Annotated in this window: 15 protein-coding genes; 4 read left to right on the top strand and 11 right to left on the bottom strand. The window is 74.4% G+C overall.

The features are described 5' to 3' along the window. Positions 1 to 383 precede the first annotated feature (383 nt). On the top strand, positions 384 to 830 hold the full coding sequence (locus LPA54_RS25550) for an ATP-binding protein (RefSeq protein ID WP_228981865.1): 447 nt from the start codon (positions 384 to 386) through the stop codon (positions 828 to 830). Positions 831 to 974: 144 nt separating this feature from the next. On the opposite strand, the gene LPA54_RS25545 is transcribed toward LPA54_RS25550, so the two are convergent. Both LPA54_RS25545 and fdxA read right to left on the bottom strand, forming a co-directional pair. After that, positions 975 to 2,069, bottom strand: coding sequence for a bifunctional succinyldiaminopimelate transaminase/glutamate-prephenate aminotransferase (locus tag LPA54_RS25545; RefSeq protein ID WP_228981864.1), 1,095 nt, complete (start codon positions 2,067 to 2,069; stop codon positions 975 to 977). A gap of 145 nt (positions 2,070 to 2,214) precedes the next feature. Next, positions 2,215 to 2,535 carry a ferredoxin gene (gene fdxA / locus LPA54_RS25540; protein WP_058940613.1) on the bottom strand — a complete coding sequence of 107 codons (321 nt, stop codon included), beginning with the start codon at positions 2,533 to 2,535 and terminating at the stop codon, positions 2,215 to 2,217. 114 nt (positions 2,536 to 2,649) lie between these two features. Between fdxA and LPA54_RS25535 the strand changes: the two genes are divergently transcribed. Both LPA54_RS25535 and LPA54_RS25530 read left to right on the top strand, forming a co-directional pair. Beyond that, positions 2,650 to 3,654, top strand: a complete 1,005-nt coding sequence (locus tag LPA54_RS25535; protein ID WP_228981861.1) for a GNAT family N-acetyltransferase — start codon at positions 2,650 to 2,652, stop codon at positions 3,652 to 3,654. Then, complete coding sequence (locus LPA54_RS25530; RefSeq protein WP_228981860.1) at positions 3,651 to 4,496, top strand: transglutaminase-like domain-containing protein; 846 nt, start codon at positions 3,651 to 3,653, stop codon at positions 4,494 to 4,496. Before LPA54_RS25535 ends, LPA54_RS25530 begins: the two co-directional genes overlap by 4 nt. 106 nt (positions 4,497 to 4,602) lie before the next feature. Here LPA54_RS25530 and LPA54_RS25525 read toward each other — a convergent pair whose 3' ends face one another. From LPA54_RS25525 to LPA54_RS25510, 4 genes are all read right to left on the bottom strand, one after another. Then, positions 4,603 to 6,618 carry a hypothetical protein gene (locus tag LPA54_RS25525; RefSeq protein ID WP_228981858.1) on the bottom strand — a complete coding sequence of 672 codons (2,016 nt, stop codon included), beginning with the start codon at positions 6,616 to 6,618 and terminating at the stop codon, positions 4,603 to 4,605. 142 nt (positions 6,619 to 6,760) lie between these two features. Beyond that, a complete protein-coding gene (locus LPA54_RS25520) occupies positions 6,761 to 7,132 on the bottom strand; it encodes a DUF6113 family protein (RefSeq protein WP_228981856.1) in 372 nt (123 codons plus the stop codon). Further along, a complete protein-coding gene (gene mshB, locus LPA54_RS25515; RefSeq protein ID WP_228981854.1) occupies positions 7,129 to 8,019 on the bottom strand; it encodes an N-acetyl-1-D-myo-inositol-2-amino-2-deoxy-alpha-D-glucopyranoside deacetylase in 891 nt (296 codons plus the stop codon). The genes LPA54_RS25520 and mshB overlap by 4 nt, the downstream gene beginning before the upstream one ends. Before the next feature lie 48 nt (positions 8,020 to 8,067). Next, on the bottom strand, positions 8,068 to 8,262 hold the full coding sequence (locus tag LPA54_RS25510; RefSeq protein WP_058940607.1) for a hypothetical protein: 195 nt from the start codon (positions 8,260 to 8,262) through the stop codon (positions 8,068 to 8,070). Positions 8,263 to 8,416: 154 nt separating this feature from the next. Between LPA54_RS25510 and LPA54_RS25505 the strand changes: the two genes are divergently transcribed. Next, complete coding sequence (locus LPA54_RS25505) at positions 8,417 to 10,558, top strand: prolyl oligopeptidase family serine peptidase (protein WP_228981853.1); 2,142 nt, start codon at positions 8,417 to 8,419, stop codon at positions 10,556 to 10,558. Positions 10,559 to 10,715: 157 nt separating this feature from the next. Here LPA54_RS25505 and LPA54_RS25500 read toward each other — a convergent pair whose 3' ends face one another. The 5 genes from LPA54_RS25500 to LPA54_RS25480 form a co-directional block, all read right to left on the bottom strand. Further along, positions 10,716 to 11,867, bottom strand: coding sequence for an ABC transporter ATP-binding protein (locus LPA54_RS25500; protein ID WP_228981851.1), 1,152 nt, complete (start codon positions 11,865 to 11,867; stop codon positions 10,716 to 10,718). Then, the gene (locus LPA54_RS25495; RefSeq protein WP_228981849.1) at positions 11,854 to 12,864 is read right to left on the bottom strand and encodes an ABC transporter ATP-binding protein; all 1,011 of its coding nucleotides are present in this window, start codon (positions 12,862 to 12,864) and stop codon (positions 11,854 to 11,856) included. Before LPA54_RS25495 ends, LPA54_RS25500 begins: the two co-directional genes overlap by 14 nt. Positions 12,865 to 12,876: 12 nt before the next feature. Then, entirely contained in the window at positions 12,877 to 13,812 is a 936-nt protein-coding gene (locus tag LPA54_RS25490) for an ABC transporter permease (RefSeq protein WP_228981878.1), read from the bottom strand. A gap of 148 nt (positions 13,813 to 13,960) precedes the next feature. Beyond that, a complete protein-coding gene (locus LPA54_RS25485) occupies positions 13,961 to 14,884 on the bottom strand; it encodes an ABC transporter permease (protein WP_228981848.1) in 924 nt (307 codons plus the stop codon). A gap of 34 nt (positions 14,885 to 14,918) precedes the next feature. After that, positions 14,919 to 16,544, bottom strand: coding sequence for an ABC transporter substrate-binding protein (locus tag LPA54_RS25480; protein ID WP_228981846.1), 1,626 nt, complete (start codon positions 16,542 to 16,544; stop codon positions 14,919 to 14,921). Between the last annotated feature and the right edge of the window lie 137 nt (positions 16,545 to 16,681).

The following is a 16,681-nucleotide window of genomic DNA, read 5'->3' as shown; positions in this document are numbered from 1 at the left end:
CAGGTCGGCTGCGCATTGTAATCGCGCCTGATCACAACGTAATCACAGGTCCCGCTCCCGCCCTTCGGTCAGCCGTGCGGTGTGTCACCCGTGGGGGCCACGTGACGCGGGGGCGCGCACGGCGCGCACGGCTCGGGCGGGGGCTGCCGCAGACGGGTGCCTCCGGGGCGTTCCCCCGGGAAGGGGCGTGGATTGACGGTTCTGCACGCGCCCCGCGCGCCGGGCGCCCGGCCGCGCCCGAAGGGGGCGGCCCACCGGGCGCGTTACCAACTCTTTACCTCCGGCCACCGCAACCTCCCCCCGGCCCCGGGCGGTTGTCACAGCGTCCGATCGTCGGACCGGCATCACCGCCGACACGACTCTTCCCCCGTCGAAGGAGCATCATGTCCCTCCCCCTGACCCGCCGGATCGCCAGTGCCGCGCTGCTCACCGCAGCGGGAGCGGCCTCCGTGGTCGGTGCGGCCGGCTCCGCGAGCGCCGTGGACCTCCCGAAGAACACCGACCTCGCCGGCGGCGTCTCCGCCCTCGACACGGCCACGGTCGCCGACACGGTCGAGTCCACCGCGCAGGGCGCCACGGACGTGGCGGGCGACGCGGGCGCCGACGCCGTCCCGACCGCCGGCAAGGCCGTCGGGAAGACCACCCGCGCGGCCGCGCCGCTCGCCCGGGAGGCCGGCAAGGACGTGACGCGGGGCGTCCGCGACGTCGCGGGCGACACCGCGGGTACCGCCACGGACGCCGCGGGCGGCGCCACCAAGGGCGGCCTGCCCACCGGCGAGCTCGGCGGCGGCCTCCTGGGCGGCCTGCCGGCCGGCGCCCCGCTCGGCTGATCCACCCGCCCGGCCGACCGGCCCGGTGACCGCCGCGCCGAGCCGCGCCGGCCCGCCACACGCGAGGGCCCGGGGAGCAGCCGCTCCCCGGGCCCTCGCGCGCGTCCGGCCGCAAGCCCCCGCGGGTACGGGGGCTTCCGGGCGTCAGCCGAGGCGCTTGACGGCCGCCGCGACCCGCTCGTCCGTCGCCGTGAGCGCGACGCGCACGAACCGCTCCCCCGCCACGCCGTAGAAGTCGCCGGGCGCCACCAGGACGCCGAGCTCCGCCAGCCGCCCGACGGTGTCCCAGCACGGCTCGTCACGGGTGGCCCACAGGTAGAGGCTCGCCTCGCTGTGCTCGATGCGGAAGCCGTGGGAGACCAGCGCCGACCGCAGCGCCGCCCGGCGCTCCGCGTACCGCGCCCGCTGCTCGCGCACGTGCGCGTCGTCGCCGAGCGCCGCGACCGTCGCCGCCTGCACCGGGGCGGGCACCATCATGCCGCCGTGCTTGCGGATGGCGAGCAGCTCGCCGAGGACGGCCGCGTCACCGGCGACGAACGCGGCGCGGTACCCGGCGAGGTTGGACCGCTTGGACAGGGAGTGGACGGCGACGATCCCCTCGTACGAACCGCCGCAGACGTCCTCGTGCAGGACGGAGACCGGGTCGGCCTCCCAGCCGAGCTCCAGGTAGCACTCGTCGCTCAGCAGCAGGACGCCGTGCTCGCGCGCCCAGGCGACGATCCGGGTCAGCTCGTCCTTGCCGAGGACCCGGCCCGTGGGGTTGGACGGCGAGTTGAGCCACAGCAGCCTCAGCCCGTTCGGGTCGAGCTCCGTCGGGTCGTCGTAGACGACCGGGGTCGCCCCCGCCAGGCGCGCGCCGACCTCGTACGTCGGGTAGGCGAGCCGCGGGTAGGCGACCCGGTCGCCCGGTCCGAGGCCCAGCTGCGTCGGCAGCCAGGCCACCAGCTCCTTGGAGCCGACGACCGGCAGCACCTCGGTGTGCGCGACGCCGCGCGCGCCGAGCCGCCGCTCGCACCAGCCGGCGAGGGCGTCGCGCAGCGCGGCCGTGCCCCAGACCGTCGGGTAGCCGGGCGAGTCCGCGGCCTCCGCCAGCGCCCGCCGCACCAGCTCGGGCACGGGGTCCACGGGGGTGCCGACGGACAGGTCGACGATGCCGTCGGGATGGGCCGCGGCCGTCTTCTTGTACGGCTCCAGCTTGTCCCACGGGAAGACGGGGAGCCGGGAGGAGACTGCGGACACGGTGCTCACTTTCTCGTGCGGGCGGCGTGCGGAGGAGGTGCGGGCCACATGCGTGCGAGGGGCTCCCCCGGGCGGGCGGCGCGCACAAACGCCGCGGCCCCGTACAGCGGAAGGACCGTACGGGACCGGGCGGTGAGTGGAGCGATCAGCCGTTCTGCGGCGGCAGGGCGGCGATGAAGGGGTGGTCCCGCTCGATCAGGCCGAGCTTCGAGGCACCACCGGGCGAGCCGAGCTCGTCGAAGAACTCGACGTTCGCCTTGTAGTAGTCCTTCCACTCCTCCGGGGTGTCGTCCTCGTAGAAGATCGCCTCGACCGGGCAGACCGGCTCACAGGCCCCGCAGTCGACGCATTCGTCCGGGTGGATGTACAAGGACCGCTTGCCCTCGTAGATGCAGTCGACGGGGCACTCCTCGATGCACGCCTTGTCCTTGACGTCGACACAAGGCTGCGCGATGACGTAGGTCACGCTGTCGTTCCTCCTTGGTAGGGCTGGCTCTGCGCGGGAGCGCGGCGTCGTCGATGCCCGCACCTAGTATCTCCGTTCTTGGAGACGATCCGAACAGGAGGGGCGGACAGAGCTGTGGAGTTCACTGCGGGCGGACGCCTTGAAGTCCAGATCACACCATCTGACGTGGGTAAACGGGTGTCTGTCCGCCGCCTGGGCGACCCCGCGTCAGGACCGGAGACGTTCACCGACACCGTCGGGGTTCTCACATCCTGGAACGACGGTGTGTTGCTGATCACACGACGGACCGGTGAAAGTGTCCGGATCGCGGAATCGTCCCTGGTGGCGGGCAAGGTCGTGCCCGCGGCGCCCGCCCGCAGGAGGGGCCCCGCGGCGGGCTTCGCCGAGCTCGCGCGCGTCCAGGCCCGGTCCTGGCCGCCGGAGGAGGCCGAACCACTCGGAGAGTGGACGCTGCGCGCCGCGCGCGGGTTCACCCGCCGGGCCAACTCGGTGCTCCCCCTCGGCGACCCCGGCGTGCCGCTCGACGACGCCCTCGCGCGTGTCGCGGCCTGGTACGGCGCGCGCGGGCTGACCCCGTACGTCCAGGCCGCAACGGGGGCCGAGGGCACCCAGGAGACGCTGTGCGCCGCCCTGGAGGAGCGGGGCTGGCGGCGGGAGGTGACGGCCGAGGTGCGGGTCGCGGGGCTGGCGCCCGTCGCGGACCTGCCCGCCGGCACCACCCGGGTGGCCCTGGCCCGGACCCCGGACGCGGCCTGGCTGCGCCGTTACCAGCGGGTGGGCGAGCCGGGCGGGCACGTGCTGCGGGTGCTGTCCGGCGGCCCGTCGGTGTGGTTCGCGTCCGTCGCCGGCGAGGAGGGTGTCCCGGCCGCGATCGGGCGGTGCGTGGTGGACGGCCGGTGGGCGGGCTTCTCCGCCGTCGAGGTCGACCCGGCGCGGCGGCGCGGCGGCCTGGCCACCGCCGTCATGGCGGCGCTCGCCGCCCGCGCCCTGGCCGAGGGCGCCTCGGCGGCCTGGCTCCAGGTGGAGGAGGACAACGCCGCCGCCCGCGCCCTCTACGACCGTCTGGGCTTCGCCGTCCACCACCGCTACCACCACGTCCGCCCGGGGACCGGCGGGTGAGCGGCGCGGACGACGGGCCGGCGCCGGACCGGTGGCGGGCGCGGTTCGCGCGGGAGGCGCGCGAGGAGCGGCCCGACCTGGCCGCGCTCTGCCTGCTGATCGGCGCCGAGGCGGAACCGGAGCTGGGGCAGGCCGAACTGGACGCCGCCGAGATCGAACTGGACCGGCTCGCCGGGCTCCTGCCGTACGGGCCGAAGTCGCCGCACGCCTGGGCGGCGGCCCTGGCGGCGCTGCTCGGCACCCGGTACGGCTTCCACGGCACCCCGGCGGACTACCGGCACCTGGAGTCCTCGCTCCTCCACCACGTGCTGCGGCGCCGCCGGGGCCTGCCGATCCTGCTGTCGGTGGTGTGGGCGGAGGTCGCCCGGCGCGCCGGCGCCCACGTGTACGGGGTGGCGCTGCCCGGCCACTTCGTCGTCGGCTTCGGCGACCCGGAGGAGCAGGTGCTCGCCGACCCCTTCGCCGGGGGGCGGCCGCTGACCGGCGGGGAGGTGGAGCTGCTCGTGGCCGGCGCCACCGGTGAGCCGCTGCGGCCGTCGATACTGGCGCCCGCGGACCCGCTCGACGTCGTGCTGCGGGTCCTGAACAACATCCGCGCCTGGGCCGCGGGCCGCCCGGAGCGCTCCGACGTGGCCCTGTGGGCGGTGGAGCTGGCGCTGCTGCTCCCCTCCCACCCGGCGCGGCTGCGCTACGAGCGGGCGCAGCTGCTGGTGCGGCGGGGCGAGTTCGCGGCCGGCGCGGCGGAGATCGAGGCGTACGCGGAGGTGGTCGACGCGGTGGAGCCGACCACCGCCGCCACCCTGCGGGCGCACGCGCGGGCCGCCCGGGCGCGGCTCAACTGACGGCGGCGCCCGGACGTCCCGGGCGCCGCGTCGGCCCGCGGGCCGGGGGCCACCCCGCGGGCCGAGGATCAGCCCTGCCGGTCGAGGACCGGCCCGCGGGCCGGGGTCAGCCCTGCGGGTCGAGCTCGATGGTGACCGTGCGCTCCGCGCGGTCCTTGCCCATGAGCGCCTTCTGCAAGGCACTGGCCACGTCGTCGGCGGACAGCTGGTGCTTCCTGCCGTCCCCCTTGGTGATCATCACGCCGTCGAAGACGCCGTCCAGGAGGCGGTTGATGGCCTCCTTGTCGTAGTACGGGACGAGCTTCCCGTCGACCGGCTTCATGGACAGGATCTGCGGCAGCGACCGCTGCGGGCCGAACTGGATCTCCCGGCCGCCCGCCCGGATGGTGACCAAGTCGGACATGGCGGGCTCGGCGAACTCCGCCACGGCCCGGTCGATCTCCTCCTGCTTGATCGTCGGTTCGCGGGTGGCGACGGGCAGTTCGACGACGTTCGGCTTGCCCGTCTCGACCTGCGCCCGGTACGCGTCCTTGACGAAGAGCATGGACCGCTGGACGTCCAGGGCCGTGCCGGCCTTGCCGGGGACGGGGACGACCTTGCCCGGCTCGAACCGGACGGTGCCCTCGGTGACCGAGCCGGAGCCGCCGGCCAGGTCGCTCAGGGCGACGCCGAGCTTCTCCTCGTCCACGGGGATGACCGGCTGCGCGACGCGCTCGGCGCCGAAGAGCGAACCGATCACCGACACCGGGTTGTAGTCGCTGCCCGCGGCGGCCCGGACGGTCGCCTGGCTGTCGAGGGACAGGCCGGCCTTGTCCGGGGCGAGGGACCGGTCCGTGCCGCCCACTTCGAGCTTCAGCGGCGTCGTGGCGCGCTCCCCGAGGACGGCGTCGAGCTTGCGGACGGCCTCCTCCTTCGTCGAGCCGCCGATGTCGACGCCGAGGACCGTGGTGCCCTTCGGCACGTCGGCCTGGTTGAGGAGGAGCCCCGCGCCGTAGGCGACGCCGGCCAGGGTGACCGCGGCGACGCCGAGGAGGACCAGCTTGGAGCGGCCCTTCTTCTTCGGCGCGGGAGCCGCGCGCGTGGCGGGCGGCGGGGTCGGCGCGGGCGCCTGCGGCGCGGGCTCGTCGAGGGCGGGCGGGTACGCGTCGAACGCGTCCTGGCCGCCGGGGGCGTCCGCCGCGCGGGCGGGGCCCGACATCGGGAACGGCGACGGCGCCTCGCCGTGGTCCTGCGGGGCCACGGGGATGCCGCTGGTGAGGGTCGCGCCGGAGACCTGCGCGGGCGGCGGGCCCGCGTGCGGCTGCTGCGGGGTGAGGATCGCGGTGTCGTCGGAGAACCCGCCCGCCAGGCCGCCGGCGGCGGGCGGCACCTCGACGGTGCCCAGCGCCGGGCCCGACGTCGGGCCCGCGGGGGGCTCGGGTCCGTCGGAGAAGTACGGCAGGGAGGGCCCGCCAGAGTGCCCGGCACCGCCCGGCGCCCCGTTCCGGGAGGGGTCGCGCGGCGCGGGGCCGCCCTGGCGCGGCGGGGCGCCGACGGTGGCGGCGTACCCCGAGCCGTTGGCCCCGGCCCCGCTGCCGGGCGTGCCGGCGGCGGCCGTCGGGGTGCCGTGGGCGGGCGTGCCGAAGGCGGGCGTGCCGTGGGCGGGGGTGCCCGTGCCTCCGTCGCGGGCGGGGCCGGCCGCGGCGGGCGGCCGAGGCGCTTCCGGGGCCTGCGCGGTCTGCGGCCCGGTGGCCGGGGGCTTGCGCGGGGCGAACCAGTCGCTGGCGGGCGCGTCCTGCGGCGCGGACGGCTCGCGCTCCGCCGCCTCGGGGCGGGGCGTGGCCGCCGTGCGCTCCGCGGGGCTCTCCGGCTGCGGCCCGGACTCGTCCTCGGGCGCCTCCTGGTCCTCCGCGGCGACGGGCTTGCGGACGACGACCGGCGGGATGGGCCGCGAACCGGGGATGTTGATCCGGATGCGGGTCGTCAGCGTCGTCTCGGTCTTCTTCTCCTCGGGCTGCGCGGGCGCGCCGGCCCCGGACGCCTCCTGGTACTGGGGCGACCCGTACGGCGGTGTCCCCGAGGGGTAGGCGGCTCCGCCACGCCCCTGGGGCCCGGAGGACGAGGTGTCAGTTTCACGGCTCAAAGCAGGCTCTCCCGGTTGGCTCCGCCGCCCGCTCTCAGACCCACGGGCGCCCGGCGGCGCGCACCACCATACTGGCCGCGGTCACGGGACCACCCGTGACCAGGGGAACACCGCCGGGCAATACCGCCCAAGTTCGGGCAGGTCACCTGTCAAGTGTCCGTGCGCCGTGGTGCCGTTGGGGAACCGCGGACAGGGTGGCGCACATCACAGCCAGCAGCATGCCGCCGAGGACGTACGCGAGGTCGGCGATGCCGCCCCAGAAGACCTTGTCGCCCTCGCCCCGGCCGAAACCGACCGCCACGACGGCCGCGAGCCAGCCGAGGCCGGACGTCATGACGCCCGCCTGCCCGCCGACCGCCCGCAGGCCGCCGTAGAAGAGGGCGGCGGTGGCCAGCAGGGCGAGCAGCAGCCCGCCGGGGAGCCAGGCGCCCTGGACGAGCGCCCCGGCCAGCCCGACGAGGACGCCGAGGACGACCAGCAGGGCGTGGAGGGCGACTTTGACCGCGGTGCTCACGCGTCCACCCCCGCGAAGAGGTCGGTCTCGCGCTCCCCGGCCGGCGCGCCGGACGTGCCGTGCGCCAACTGGTAGTACTCGCGCACGAAGACGGGCTGCCCCAGATGGTTGGAGAGGGCGAAGAACCTGTCCTGCACACTGATCTGTGTGGCGTGGGCGCACATGGCGGCGACCTTCCGGTCCGCGTACGCGGTGCCGTCGATCTCCGTGGTGACCAGCGCGTCGTCGACCACGCCCGGGACGTCGCCGATGTCCGCCGTGCCGGGGAACGCCACGCCCGTCGCGGCGCGCAGGGCGGCGAAGCCCTCCTCGGCGACCGAGCGCGGCACGCGGTTCCAGTAGACCTTCGCGACGGCGTGCGGGGCGCCGGAGCCGGGGCGGTACGCGGGGTCGGCGGCCAGCTCCACGGCGCGGACGGCGACGCGGTGGGCCTGGATGTGGTCGGGGTGGCCGTACCCGCCGTCGGGGTCGTAGGTCACCAGGACCTGCGGGCGGACCTCCCGTACGACGTCGACCAGGTGGGCGGCCGCCTCGTCGACGGGGGTCGCGTGGAAGGCGCCCTCGCGGTGGTTCTGCGGGACGCCCATCATCCCGGAGTCGCGGAAGCGCCCGGGGCCGCCGAGGAAGCGGTGGTCGCGGACGCCCAGCTCCCTCATCGCGGCGGCGAGTTCACCGACGCGGTGCGGCCCGAGGCGGTCGTCGCGGTCGGGTGCGAGGTGGGCGAGGTCGGCCGGGATGACCTCGCCCTCCTCGCCCTGTGTGCAGGTCACGAGCGTGACCTGGGCGCCCTCGGCCGCGTACTTGGCCATGGTGGCGCCGTTGTTGATCGACTCGTCGTCGGGGTGCGCGTGCACCAGGAGCAGACGACGGGCGGGGAGATCCGTCATACGGACACCCTACGAGGTCCGGCGCGGGTCCCCGGGGACGTGCGCTCGCTAGAACTTGAGGTTCCCGATCATGCCGGCGACGCTGGTGGTCAGCTGGCTGACGGTGGGGGCGATGGAGGAACTCGCCAGGTAGAAGCCGAGCAGCATGCACACGACCGCGTGCCCGGCCTTCAGACCCGATTTCCGGATGAGCAGGAAGACGACGATCGCCAGCAGCACCACCGCCGAAATCGAGAGTGCCACGGCGGTTCACCTCCATACGTGTCGGTCGGAACGGGACGCGCGCATGTGCCAGGAGGTTCTACCCACCTTGCGCTACGGATCATAACTTTCCGTTCGCACGCATCGATCGGTGCACGGCAGCATTGGGGGGCGCACAGCCGCTAGTTTCGGTCACATGACCTCGCGGCAGCAGAGCCCGTTCCCCCGCCAGTACGCACGCACCCGGCGCTACACCCTGGGAGCGCCACGGTCGTTCACCGTGTCACCCGACGGTTCCCGGGTGGTCTTCCTGCGTTCACCGTCGGGGGCGGAGCCGGAGCACCGGCTGTGCGTCCTGGACCTGGCCGGCGGGGAGGTCCGCGAGCGGGTCGCCGCCGATCCGCGGGAGTTGCTCGGCGGGGCCGGTGAGCGGCTGTCGGCGCAGGAGCGCACGCGCCGGGAGCGCAGCCGGGAGGTGGCGCGGGGCGTGGTCGGCTACGCGGTCGACGCGGCGGTCGAGTTGGCGGCGTTCGCCCTGTCGGGGCGGCTGTACGTCGCCGAGCTGCGGGCCGGGACGACGCGCCCGCTGCCCGCCCGCGGGCCGGTGCTCGACCCGCGGCCGTCGCCGGACGGGCGGCTCGTGGCGTACGTGTCGGACGGGGCGCTGCGGGTGGTCCCGGTGGAGGGCGCCGACGGGGCGGACCGGGCGCTCGCCGAACCGGAGGGCGAGCACGTGGCGTACGGGACGGCCGAGCACGTGGCGGCCGAGTCGATGGACCGCTCGCGGGGGTTCTGGTGGTCGCCCCGCTCCGACCGGCTTCTCGTGGCGCGGGTGGACGACGCCGCCGTGCAGCGGTGGTGGATCTCCGACCCCGCGCACCCGGAGCGCGAGCCGGCGCGCGTGGCCTACCCGGCGGCGGGGACCGACAACGCCGATGTGCGCCTGTTCCTGCTCGGGGTGGCGGACGGCGCGCGGACGGAGGTCGTGTGGGACCGGGACCGGTTCCCGTACCTGGCCCGGGTGCACTGGTCGTCCGCCGGCGCCCCGCTGCTGCTCGTCCAGACCCGTGACCAGCGCACGCAGGAGTACCTGGAGGTCGACACCGGGACCGGGGCGACCCGCGCCGTCCACCGGGAGGAGGACGGCCGTTGGCTGGAACTTGTCTCCGGCGTTCCGTCCCGGACACCGGACGGGCGGCTCGTGCGGGTCGCGGACGAGGGTGGGGCGCGCGTCCTCGTGGTCGGCGAGCGCCCCCTGACGGACGGGCGGTTGCACGTACGGGCGGTGCTGGACGTGGGGGACGGGGACGTACTGGTCTCGGCCTCGGCGGGGGCCCTCGCGGAGGATCCGGAAATTGGCGCGATCCATGTGTACCGGGTGGGCTCCCGGGGCGCCGAGCGGGTCTCGCGGGGGCCGGGCGTCCACGGCGCGGTGCGCGGCGGCCCGGTGACGGTCCTCGCCTCGGCGCTGCCCGACCGGCCGGGGACCCGGGTGCGGGTGCTGCGGGACGGCGTGCCGGTCGCGGAGGTCGCCTCGTACGCCGAGACGCCCGTGCTGTCGCCGCGGCTCGCGCTCACCGAGTCGGGACCGGACCGCGTGCCCTGCGCGGTGCTGCTGCCGCACGGGTACCGGGAGGGCGACGGCCCGCTGCCGGTGCTGATGGACCCCTACGGCGGTCCGCACGGGCAGCGGGTGGTGGCGGCGCACGACCGGCACCTGACCTCCCAGTGGTTCGCCGACCAGGGGTTCGCGGTGGTCGTCGCGGACGGGCGGGGCACGCCGGGGCGCTCGCCCGACTGGGAGAAGGCCGTCGCCGGGCGGCACACGGTGGCGCTGGACGACCAGGTCGCCGCCCTGCGGGGGCTCGCCGGCCGGTACCCGCTGGACCTCGGGCGGGTGGCGATCCGGGGCTGGTCCTACGGCGGGTACCTGGCGGGGCTCGCGGTGCTGCGGCGCCCCGACGTCTTCCACGCCGCCGTGGTGGGCGCCCCGGTGACCGACCACCGCCTCTACGACACCCACTACACCGAGCGGTACCTCGGCGGGACGCCCGGGGACGTGCCGGAGGTCTACCGGGCGAACTCGCTGGTGTGGGACGACGGGCTGGTGGAGGCGCGGGAACCCGCCCGCCCCATGATGATCATCCATGGGACGGCGGACGACAACGTGGTCGTCGCCCATACGCTGCGGCTCTCCTCGGCCCTGCTGGCGGCGGGCCGCCCCCATGAGGTGGTGCCGCTGACGGGTGTGACCCACATGGCGCCGCAGGAGCAGGTCGCGGAGAACCTGCTGCTCCTGCAACGGGACTTCCTGCGCCGGGCGCTGCCTCCCGCGTGAGCCCCGGCGGCGTGACGCGGCGGCGTGACGCGGGGCGGGTGCGACCGGCCGGGGCGGCGAGGCGCGCCCCGGCCGGTCCACGGCACCCGCACGGCCGTACGTCGACCAGGGTGGCGTGTCCGTATATCGCTACGGGGTCGGCGCCGTGTCCCGCCGGTTACGCGGGCCCCGGTCCGTCCGCCCCGGGGCCGGGTGGACCGGGCTCGCCGGGTGGGGGCTCCGGCGGGCCGGGTGAGGGCTCCGGCGGCGGCGCCGCCTGCCCGACGCGGGACGCCGTGTCGCCCGGTACGACGTGCATCTCCTCGGCGAAGTGGCACGCCGAGTCGTGCCGCGCCGGGGTGGCCACGTCCCGGAAGGCGGCCGGCACGGCCAGCAGCGGCACCTCCAGGGCGCACCGCTCGCGCGCCTTCCAGCAGCGGGTGCGGAACCGGCACCCGGAGGGCGGGTCGGCGGGGGACGGCACGTCGCCGCTGAGCAGGATCCGCTCGCGGCGCTCACGCGCCCGCGGGTCGGGCACGGGGACGGCGGAGAGCAGCGCCTGCGTATACGGGTGGGTGGGGTGGTCGTAGATCTCGGTGTCCGTCCCCGTCTCCACGATGCGGCCCAGGTACATGACGCCGACCCGGTCGGAGATGTGCCGCACGATCGACAGGTCGTGCGCGATGAAGACGTAGCTGAGCCCGAACTCGTCCTGGAGGCGTTCCAGCAGGTTGACGACCTGCGCCTGGACGGAGACGTCGAGGGCGGAGACCGGCTCGTCGGCGACGATGACCCGGGGCCGCAGGGCCAGGCCGCGGGCGATGCCGATGCGCTGGCGCTGCCCGCCGGAGAACTGGTGCGGGTAGCGGTTGATGTGCTCGGGGCTGAGGCCCACGACCTCCAGCAGCTCCTGCACCCGGCGCCGCCGGTCGCCCTTCGGGGCGGCCTCGGGGTGGATCTCGTAGGGCTCGCCGACGATGTCCCCGACCGTCATCCGCGGGTTGAGGGAGGTGTACGGGTCCTGGAAGACCATCTGGATGTCGCGGCGCACCGCCTTCAGGGCGCGGCCCGACAGGCGCGTGATGTCCTCGCCCCGGTAGCGGATGGCGCCCGAGGTGGGGCGTTCCAGGTTGACGAGCATCCGGGCCACGGTCGACTTCCCGCACCCGGACTCGCCGACGATGCCGAGGGTCTCGCCCTGGCGCACCTCGAAGGAGACGCCGTCGACCGCCTTGACGGCGCCGACCTGCTTGCGGAACACGACGCCCCGGGTGAGGGGGTAGTGCTTGACGAGGTCGCGGACCTCCAGGACCGGCTCAGCGGGGGGCATCGGCGGGCTCCTTGCCGGCGGGCTCGTCGTGGAGGGTCTCGCGCCAGAAGTGGCAGGCGCTGCGGCGGTCGGCGGAGACCTCGTACAGCGGGGGGACGTTGGTGCGGCAGACGTCGCGGGCCCGGGGGCAGCGGGGGTGGAAGGGGCAGCCGGAGGGGATGGCGGTGAGGCTCGGCGGCAGGCCCCGGATCGCGTACAGCTCCCGCCCCTTCTGGTCCAGGCGCGGGATGGAGTCCAGCAGGCCCCGGGTGTAGGGGTGGGCGGGGGCCCGGTACAGGTCGTGCACGGGAGCGGTCTCGACGATCCGGCCGGCGTACATGACGGCGATGCGGTCGGCGACGTCGGCGACGACGCCGAGGTCGTGGGTGATGAGGATGAGGCCCATCCGCATCTCCCGCCTGAGCTCCGCGAGCAGCTCCATCACCTGGGCCTGGACGGTGACGTCGAGGGCGGTGGTGGGCTCGTCGGCGATGATGAGGGCCGGTTCGAGGGCCATCGCCATGGCGATCATGATGCGTTGGCGCATGCCGCCGCTGAACTGGTGCGGGTACTGGTCGACGCGTTCGAGCGCGGCGGGGATGCGCACGCGGTCCATCAGTTCGACGGCCTTGGCGCGGGCGTCCTTCTTCGACGTGCCGCGGTGGACGGTGAACATCTCGGCGAGCTGGTCGCCGACGGTGAGGACGGGGTTGAGGGCGGACAGCGCGTCCTGGAAGACCATCGCCATCCGGGCGCCGCGGACCTTGCGCCGCTCGTCCTCCTTGAGGGTCAGCAGGTCGCGCCCCTGGAAGAGGATCCGCCCGCCGGTGATGCGGCCGGGCGGCATGTCGAGGATGCCCATGACCGCCTGGGCGGTGACGGACTTGCCGGACCCCGACTCGCCGAGCACGGCGAGGGTCTCCCCCTCGTCGACGGCGTAGCTGACGCCGTTGACGGCCTTGGCGACGCCCTCGCGGGTGCGGAACTCGACGTGCAGGTCGCGGACTTCGAGCAGCATGGCGGCGGCTCCTCAGCGCAGCTTGGGGTCGAGGGCGTCGCGGACCGCGTCGCCGAGCATGATGAAGGCGAGCACCGTGACGCTCAGCGCGCCGGCGGGCCACAGCAGCATGTGCGGGGCGTTGCGGATCTGCGGGGCGGCGTTGGAGATGTCGATCCCCCAGGAGACCGTGGGCGGGCGCAGGCCGACGCCGAGGAACGACAGGGTGGCCTCCAGGGCGATGTACGTGCCCAGCGCGATGGTCGCGACGACGATGACGGGGGCCACGGCGTTGGGGGCCACGTGGCGCAGCATCAGCCGGCCGCTGCCGGCGCCCAGGGAGCGGGCGGCCTGGACGTAGTCGTGCTGCTTGGCGGTGATCACGGAGCCGCGGGCGATGCGGGCGATCTGGGGCCAGCCGAGCAGCACGATGAAGCCGACGACCGGCCACACCGTGGTGCTGGTGACCACGGAGAGGAAGACCAGGCCGCCGAGGACGACGGGGATGCCGAAGAAGACGTCCGCGGTACGGGAGAGCAAGGCGTCGGCCCAGCCGCCGAAGAACCCGGCGAGCCCGCCGAGGAGGCTGCCGAGGAGGGCGGCGCCGAAGGTGGCGGCGACGCCGACGGTGATCGAGGCGCGGGCCCCGTGCACGGTGCGGGCGTACACGTCGCAGCCCTGGGTGTCGAAGCCGAAGGGGTGGCCGGGCGCGGAGCCCTCCTGGGAGCGGTCCAGGTCGCAGCGGAGCGGGTCGGTGTCGGTGAGCAGCTGCGGCCAGACCGCGACGAGCAGCAGGAAGAGGATGAGCAGCGCGGAGACGACGAAGACGGGGTTGCGGCGCAGCTGGTGCCAGGCGTCGCTCCACAGGCTGCGCGGCCTGCCGCCCGGGCCGGGCGGGGCGCCCTCCTCGCCGGTCGGCTCGGTCTCCCGCCGGTCGAGCGTCTCGGCCTCGCTCATGGCGAGGTCCATCGCGGCGCCGGCGCCGGTGGGGGCGACGGCCTCGCGGGGGTTGTCGTAGGGCTCGTAGGGACTGTGGGGGCCGCCGGGCTCTCCGATGCCGTTGGGGTCCCGGGGGTCTTGGGGGTCGCGGGGGGCATGGGGCTCCTGCGGCTCGGGCTCAGGCATAGCGGATCCTCGGGTCCAGGACCGCGTAGAGCAGGTCGACGAGCAGGTTCGCCACCAGGAAGACGATGACGAGGATCGTCACGAAGCCGACGACGGTGGGTGAGTTGTTGCGCAGGATGCCCTGGTAGAGCTGGTAGCCCACGCCGTGGATGTTGAAGATCCGCTCCGTGACGATCGCGCCGCCCATCAGGGCGCCCACGTCGGCGCCGATGAAGGTCACGACGGGGATGAGGGAGTTGCGCAGCAGGTGGTGGGTGACGACCCGGCGGCGCGGCAGTCCCTTGGCGACGGCGGTGCGCACGTAGTCGGCGCGGGTGTTCTCGGCGATGGAGGTGCGGCTGAGCCGGGTGACGTAGGCGAGGGAGACGAGCGCGAGGACCACGCCGGGGAGGATCAGTTCGTCGAAGCGGGCCTCCGAGGAGACGGACGGGCTGATCCATCCCCATTTGACGCCGAGGAGGAACTGCAGGAGGTAGCCGGAGACGAAGGTGGGGACCGAGATCACCACGAGGGTGAGGACGAGCAGCCCGGTGTCGAGGGGGCGGCCGCGCTTGAGACCGCTGACCACGCCGAGGGTGATGCCCACGACGATCTCGATGACGACGGCGACGAGGGTCAGGCGCAGGGTGACGGGGAAGGCGCTCGCCATCAGCTCGGTGACCCGCTGCCCGTTGAAGGCGGTGCCGAAGTCGCCCTGGAAGATCGCCCCCATGTAGAGGAGGTACTGCTTCCAGAGCGGCTCGTCGAGGTGGAGGTCGGCGCGGATGCGGGCGGCGGTGGCCGGGTCGGGCGCCTTGTCGCCGAAGAGCGCCGCGACGGGGTCCCCGAGCGCGTACACCATGAGGAAGATCAGCAGGGTGGTCCCGATGAACACGGGGACCATCTGGAGCAGCCGCCGGACCAGGTAACGCCCCATGAGCCCTCCTCGGGGGTGGCGGGTTGCGGGCGGCTCAGCCGACCTTGATCGCGTCGTACACGGGGACGCTGAACTGGTTGAGCTTCACGTCGGAGAGCCGCTCGGAGTAGCCCGCGCTGCCGTTCTGGTACCAGAGGGGGATGGCCGGCATCTGCTCGGCGAGGACGCGCTCGGCGTCCTGGAAGAGCTTCACGGCGGCGGCCTCGTCGGCCTCGGCGTTGGCCCGGTCGACGAGGGCGTCGAAGCGCTGGTTGCTCCACTTGCCGTAGTTGGAGGAGGCGCCGGTGTAGTACAGGGGCTCCAGGAAGTTCTGGATGAGCGGGTAGTCGGCCTGCCAGCCGGAGCGGAACGGGCCGGTGACGCGGGCGTTGGAGACCTGGTTGCGGAAGTCGGCGAAGGTGCCGACGGGGTTGACGGTGCAGACCGGGCCGCGGCCGAGGACGTTGTTGACGCTGTTGCAGACGGCGTCCATCCACTGCCGGTGCGAGCCGGTGTCCACGTTCGAGGTGAGCGTGACCTTGCCGCCGGGCAGGCCGCCGCCCTCCTCGATGAGCCGCTTCGCCTCGGCGGCGTCGAACACGCAGGCGTCACCGCAGAGGTCGGAGTAGCCGCCCTGCTCGCCGAGGGCCGGGGAGGTCCAGTCCTTGGCCGGGGTGCGGGTGTTCTGGAAGATCTGCCGGGTGATCTGCTCGCGGTTGATCGCCTTGGAGAGCCCGACGCGGACCTTCTCCATGCCGGGCTTGTTCCACTCGGGCCGGTAGAAGGGGAAGAACAGCGTCTGGACGATCAGCGCGGGCTGGTTGATGTACCGGTCGCCGAGGTCGCCCTGGACGTTCTTCAGCTGCTGCGCGGGCACGTCGTCGACCAGGTCGAGGTTGCCGGAGATCAGGTCCTGGTAGGCGGTGTTGTTGTCGGTGTAGACCCGCAGGTCGACACCGGCGTTTCGCGCCTTGTCCGGGCCCTGGTACCCGTCCCAGCGGCGCAGCCGCATCTCGCTGCCCTTGGTGTACGCCTCGACGGTGTACGGGCCGTTGCCCACGGGCTTGTCCAGCCACGCGGCACGGTCGGCGAAGAACGCCTGCGGCAGCGGCATGAACGCCTGGTAGCCGAGGGTCTCGGGCCAGGTGGAGAACTTGTCCGTCAGCGCCACGGTGAAGGTGCGCTCGTCCTTGACGACGAGCCCGCGCATCGTCTTCGACTTCGGGCTGCCGGCCTCGGGGTGGACCTCCTCGTACCCGACGATGTCGGCGAAGAAGGGGGCGTTGTTCTGCTTGCTGTCGAGGTGGGCGGCGTAGTTCCAGGCGTCGACGAACGACTTCGCGGTGACCTTCTCGCCGTTGCTGAAGGTCCACCCGTCCTTCAGGGTGACGGTGAAGTTCTGCGAGTCGGGCGTCTCGATCTTCTCGGCGACCATGTCCTTGGCCTCGCCGGTCTCCGGGTCGTACCGCTTGAGCCCGCGGAAGAGCATGTCGAGGACCTTGCCGCCCTGGACCTCGTTGGTGTTGGCGGGCTCCAGGGGGTTCTGGGGGTCGCCCCACGATGAGCTGAGGATGCCGTCGCCACCCCCGCCCCCGCCCCCGCCGCACGCGGTCGCGGACACGGCGAGCACGACGGCGACGGCGCAGGCGACCCACTTCGTGGGCTGGCTGGCTCCGCGCATGGGTGCCTCCTGGGGGCTTTGGGCCGGTCTGCCGGGCTTAGCCCACTATCGCCCCAGGGTGGCGGGCCGTGCACGCGCACGGCACCCAACGGGGTGCCGGGGCGGACGCCGGGGCGGGCTCCTCGGCACGGGGTCCG

Origin of the sequence: Streptomyces sp. DH12, from assembly GCF_020873895.1 — a bacterium.
GTDB lineage: Bacteria > Actinomycetota > Actinomycetes > Streptomycetales > Streptomycetaceae > Streptomyces.
This window is presented reverse-complemented; position numbering and strand designations above follow the sequence as displayed.

Excerpts from the sequence above, each read along its gene's own strand:
- LPA54_RS25550 (WP_228981865.1), top strand. The coding sequence starts at position 384 with ATGTCCCTCCCCCTGACCCGCCGGATCGCCAGTGCCGCGCTGCTCACC.
- mshB (WP_228981854.1), bottom strand. The coding sequence starts at position 8,019 with ATGACGGATCTCCCCGCCCGTCGTCTGCTCCTGGTGCACGCGCACCCC.
- LPA54_RS25505 (WP_228981853.1), top strand. The coding sequence starts at position 8,417 with ATGACCTCGCGGCAGCAGAGCCCGTTCCCCCGCCAGTACGCACGCACC.
- LPA54_RS25500 (WP_228981851.1), bottom strand. The coding sequence starts at position 11,867 with ATGCCCCCCGCTGAGCCGGTCCTGGAGGTCCGCGACCTCGTCAAGCAC.
- LPA54_RS25495 (WP_228981849.1), bottom strand. The coding sequence starts at position 12,864 with ATGCTGCTCGAAGTCCGCGACCTGCACGTCGAGTTCCGCACCCGCGAG.
- LPA54_RS25490 (WP_228981878.1), bottom strand. The coding sequence starts at position 13,812 with ATGGACCTCGCCATGAGCGAGGCCGAGACGCTCGACCGGCGGGAGACC.
- LPA54_RS25485 (WP_228981848.1), bottom strand. The coding sequence starts at position 14,884 with ATGGGGCGTTACCTGGTCCGGCGGCTGCTCCAGATGGTCCCCGTGTTC.
- LPA54_RS25480 (WP_228981846.1), bottom strand. The coding sequence starts at position 16,544 with ATGCGCGGAGCCAGCCAGCCCACGAAGTGGGTCGCCTGCGCCGTCGCC.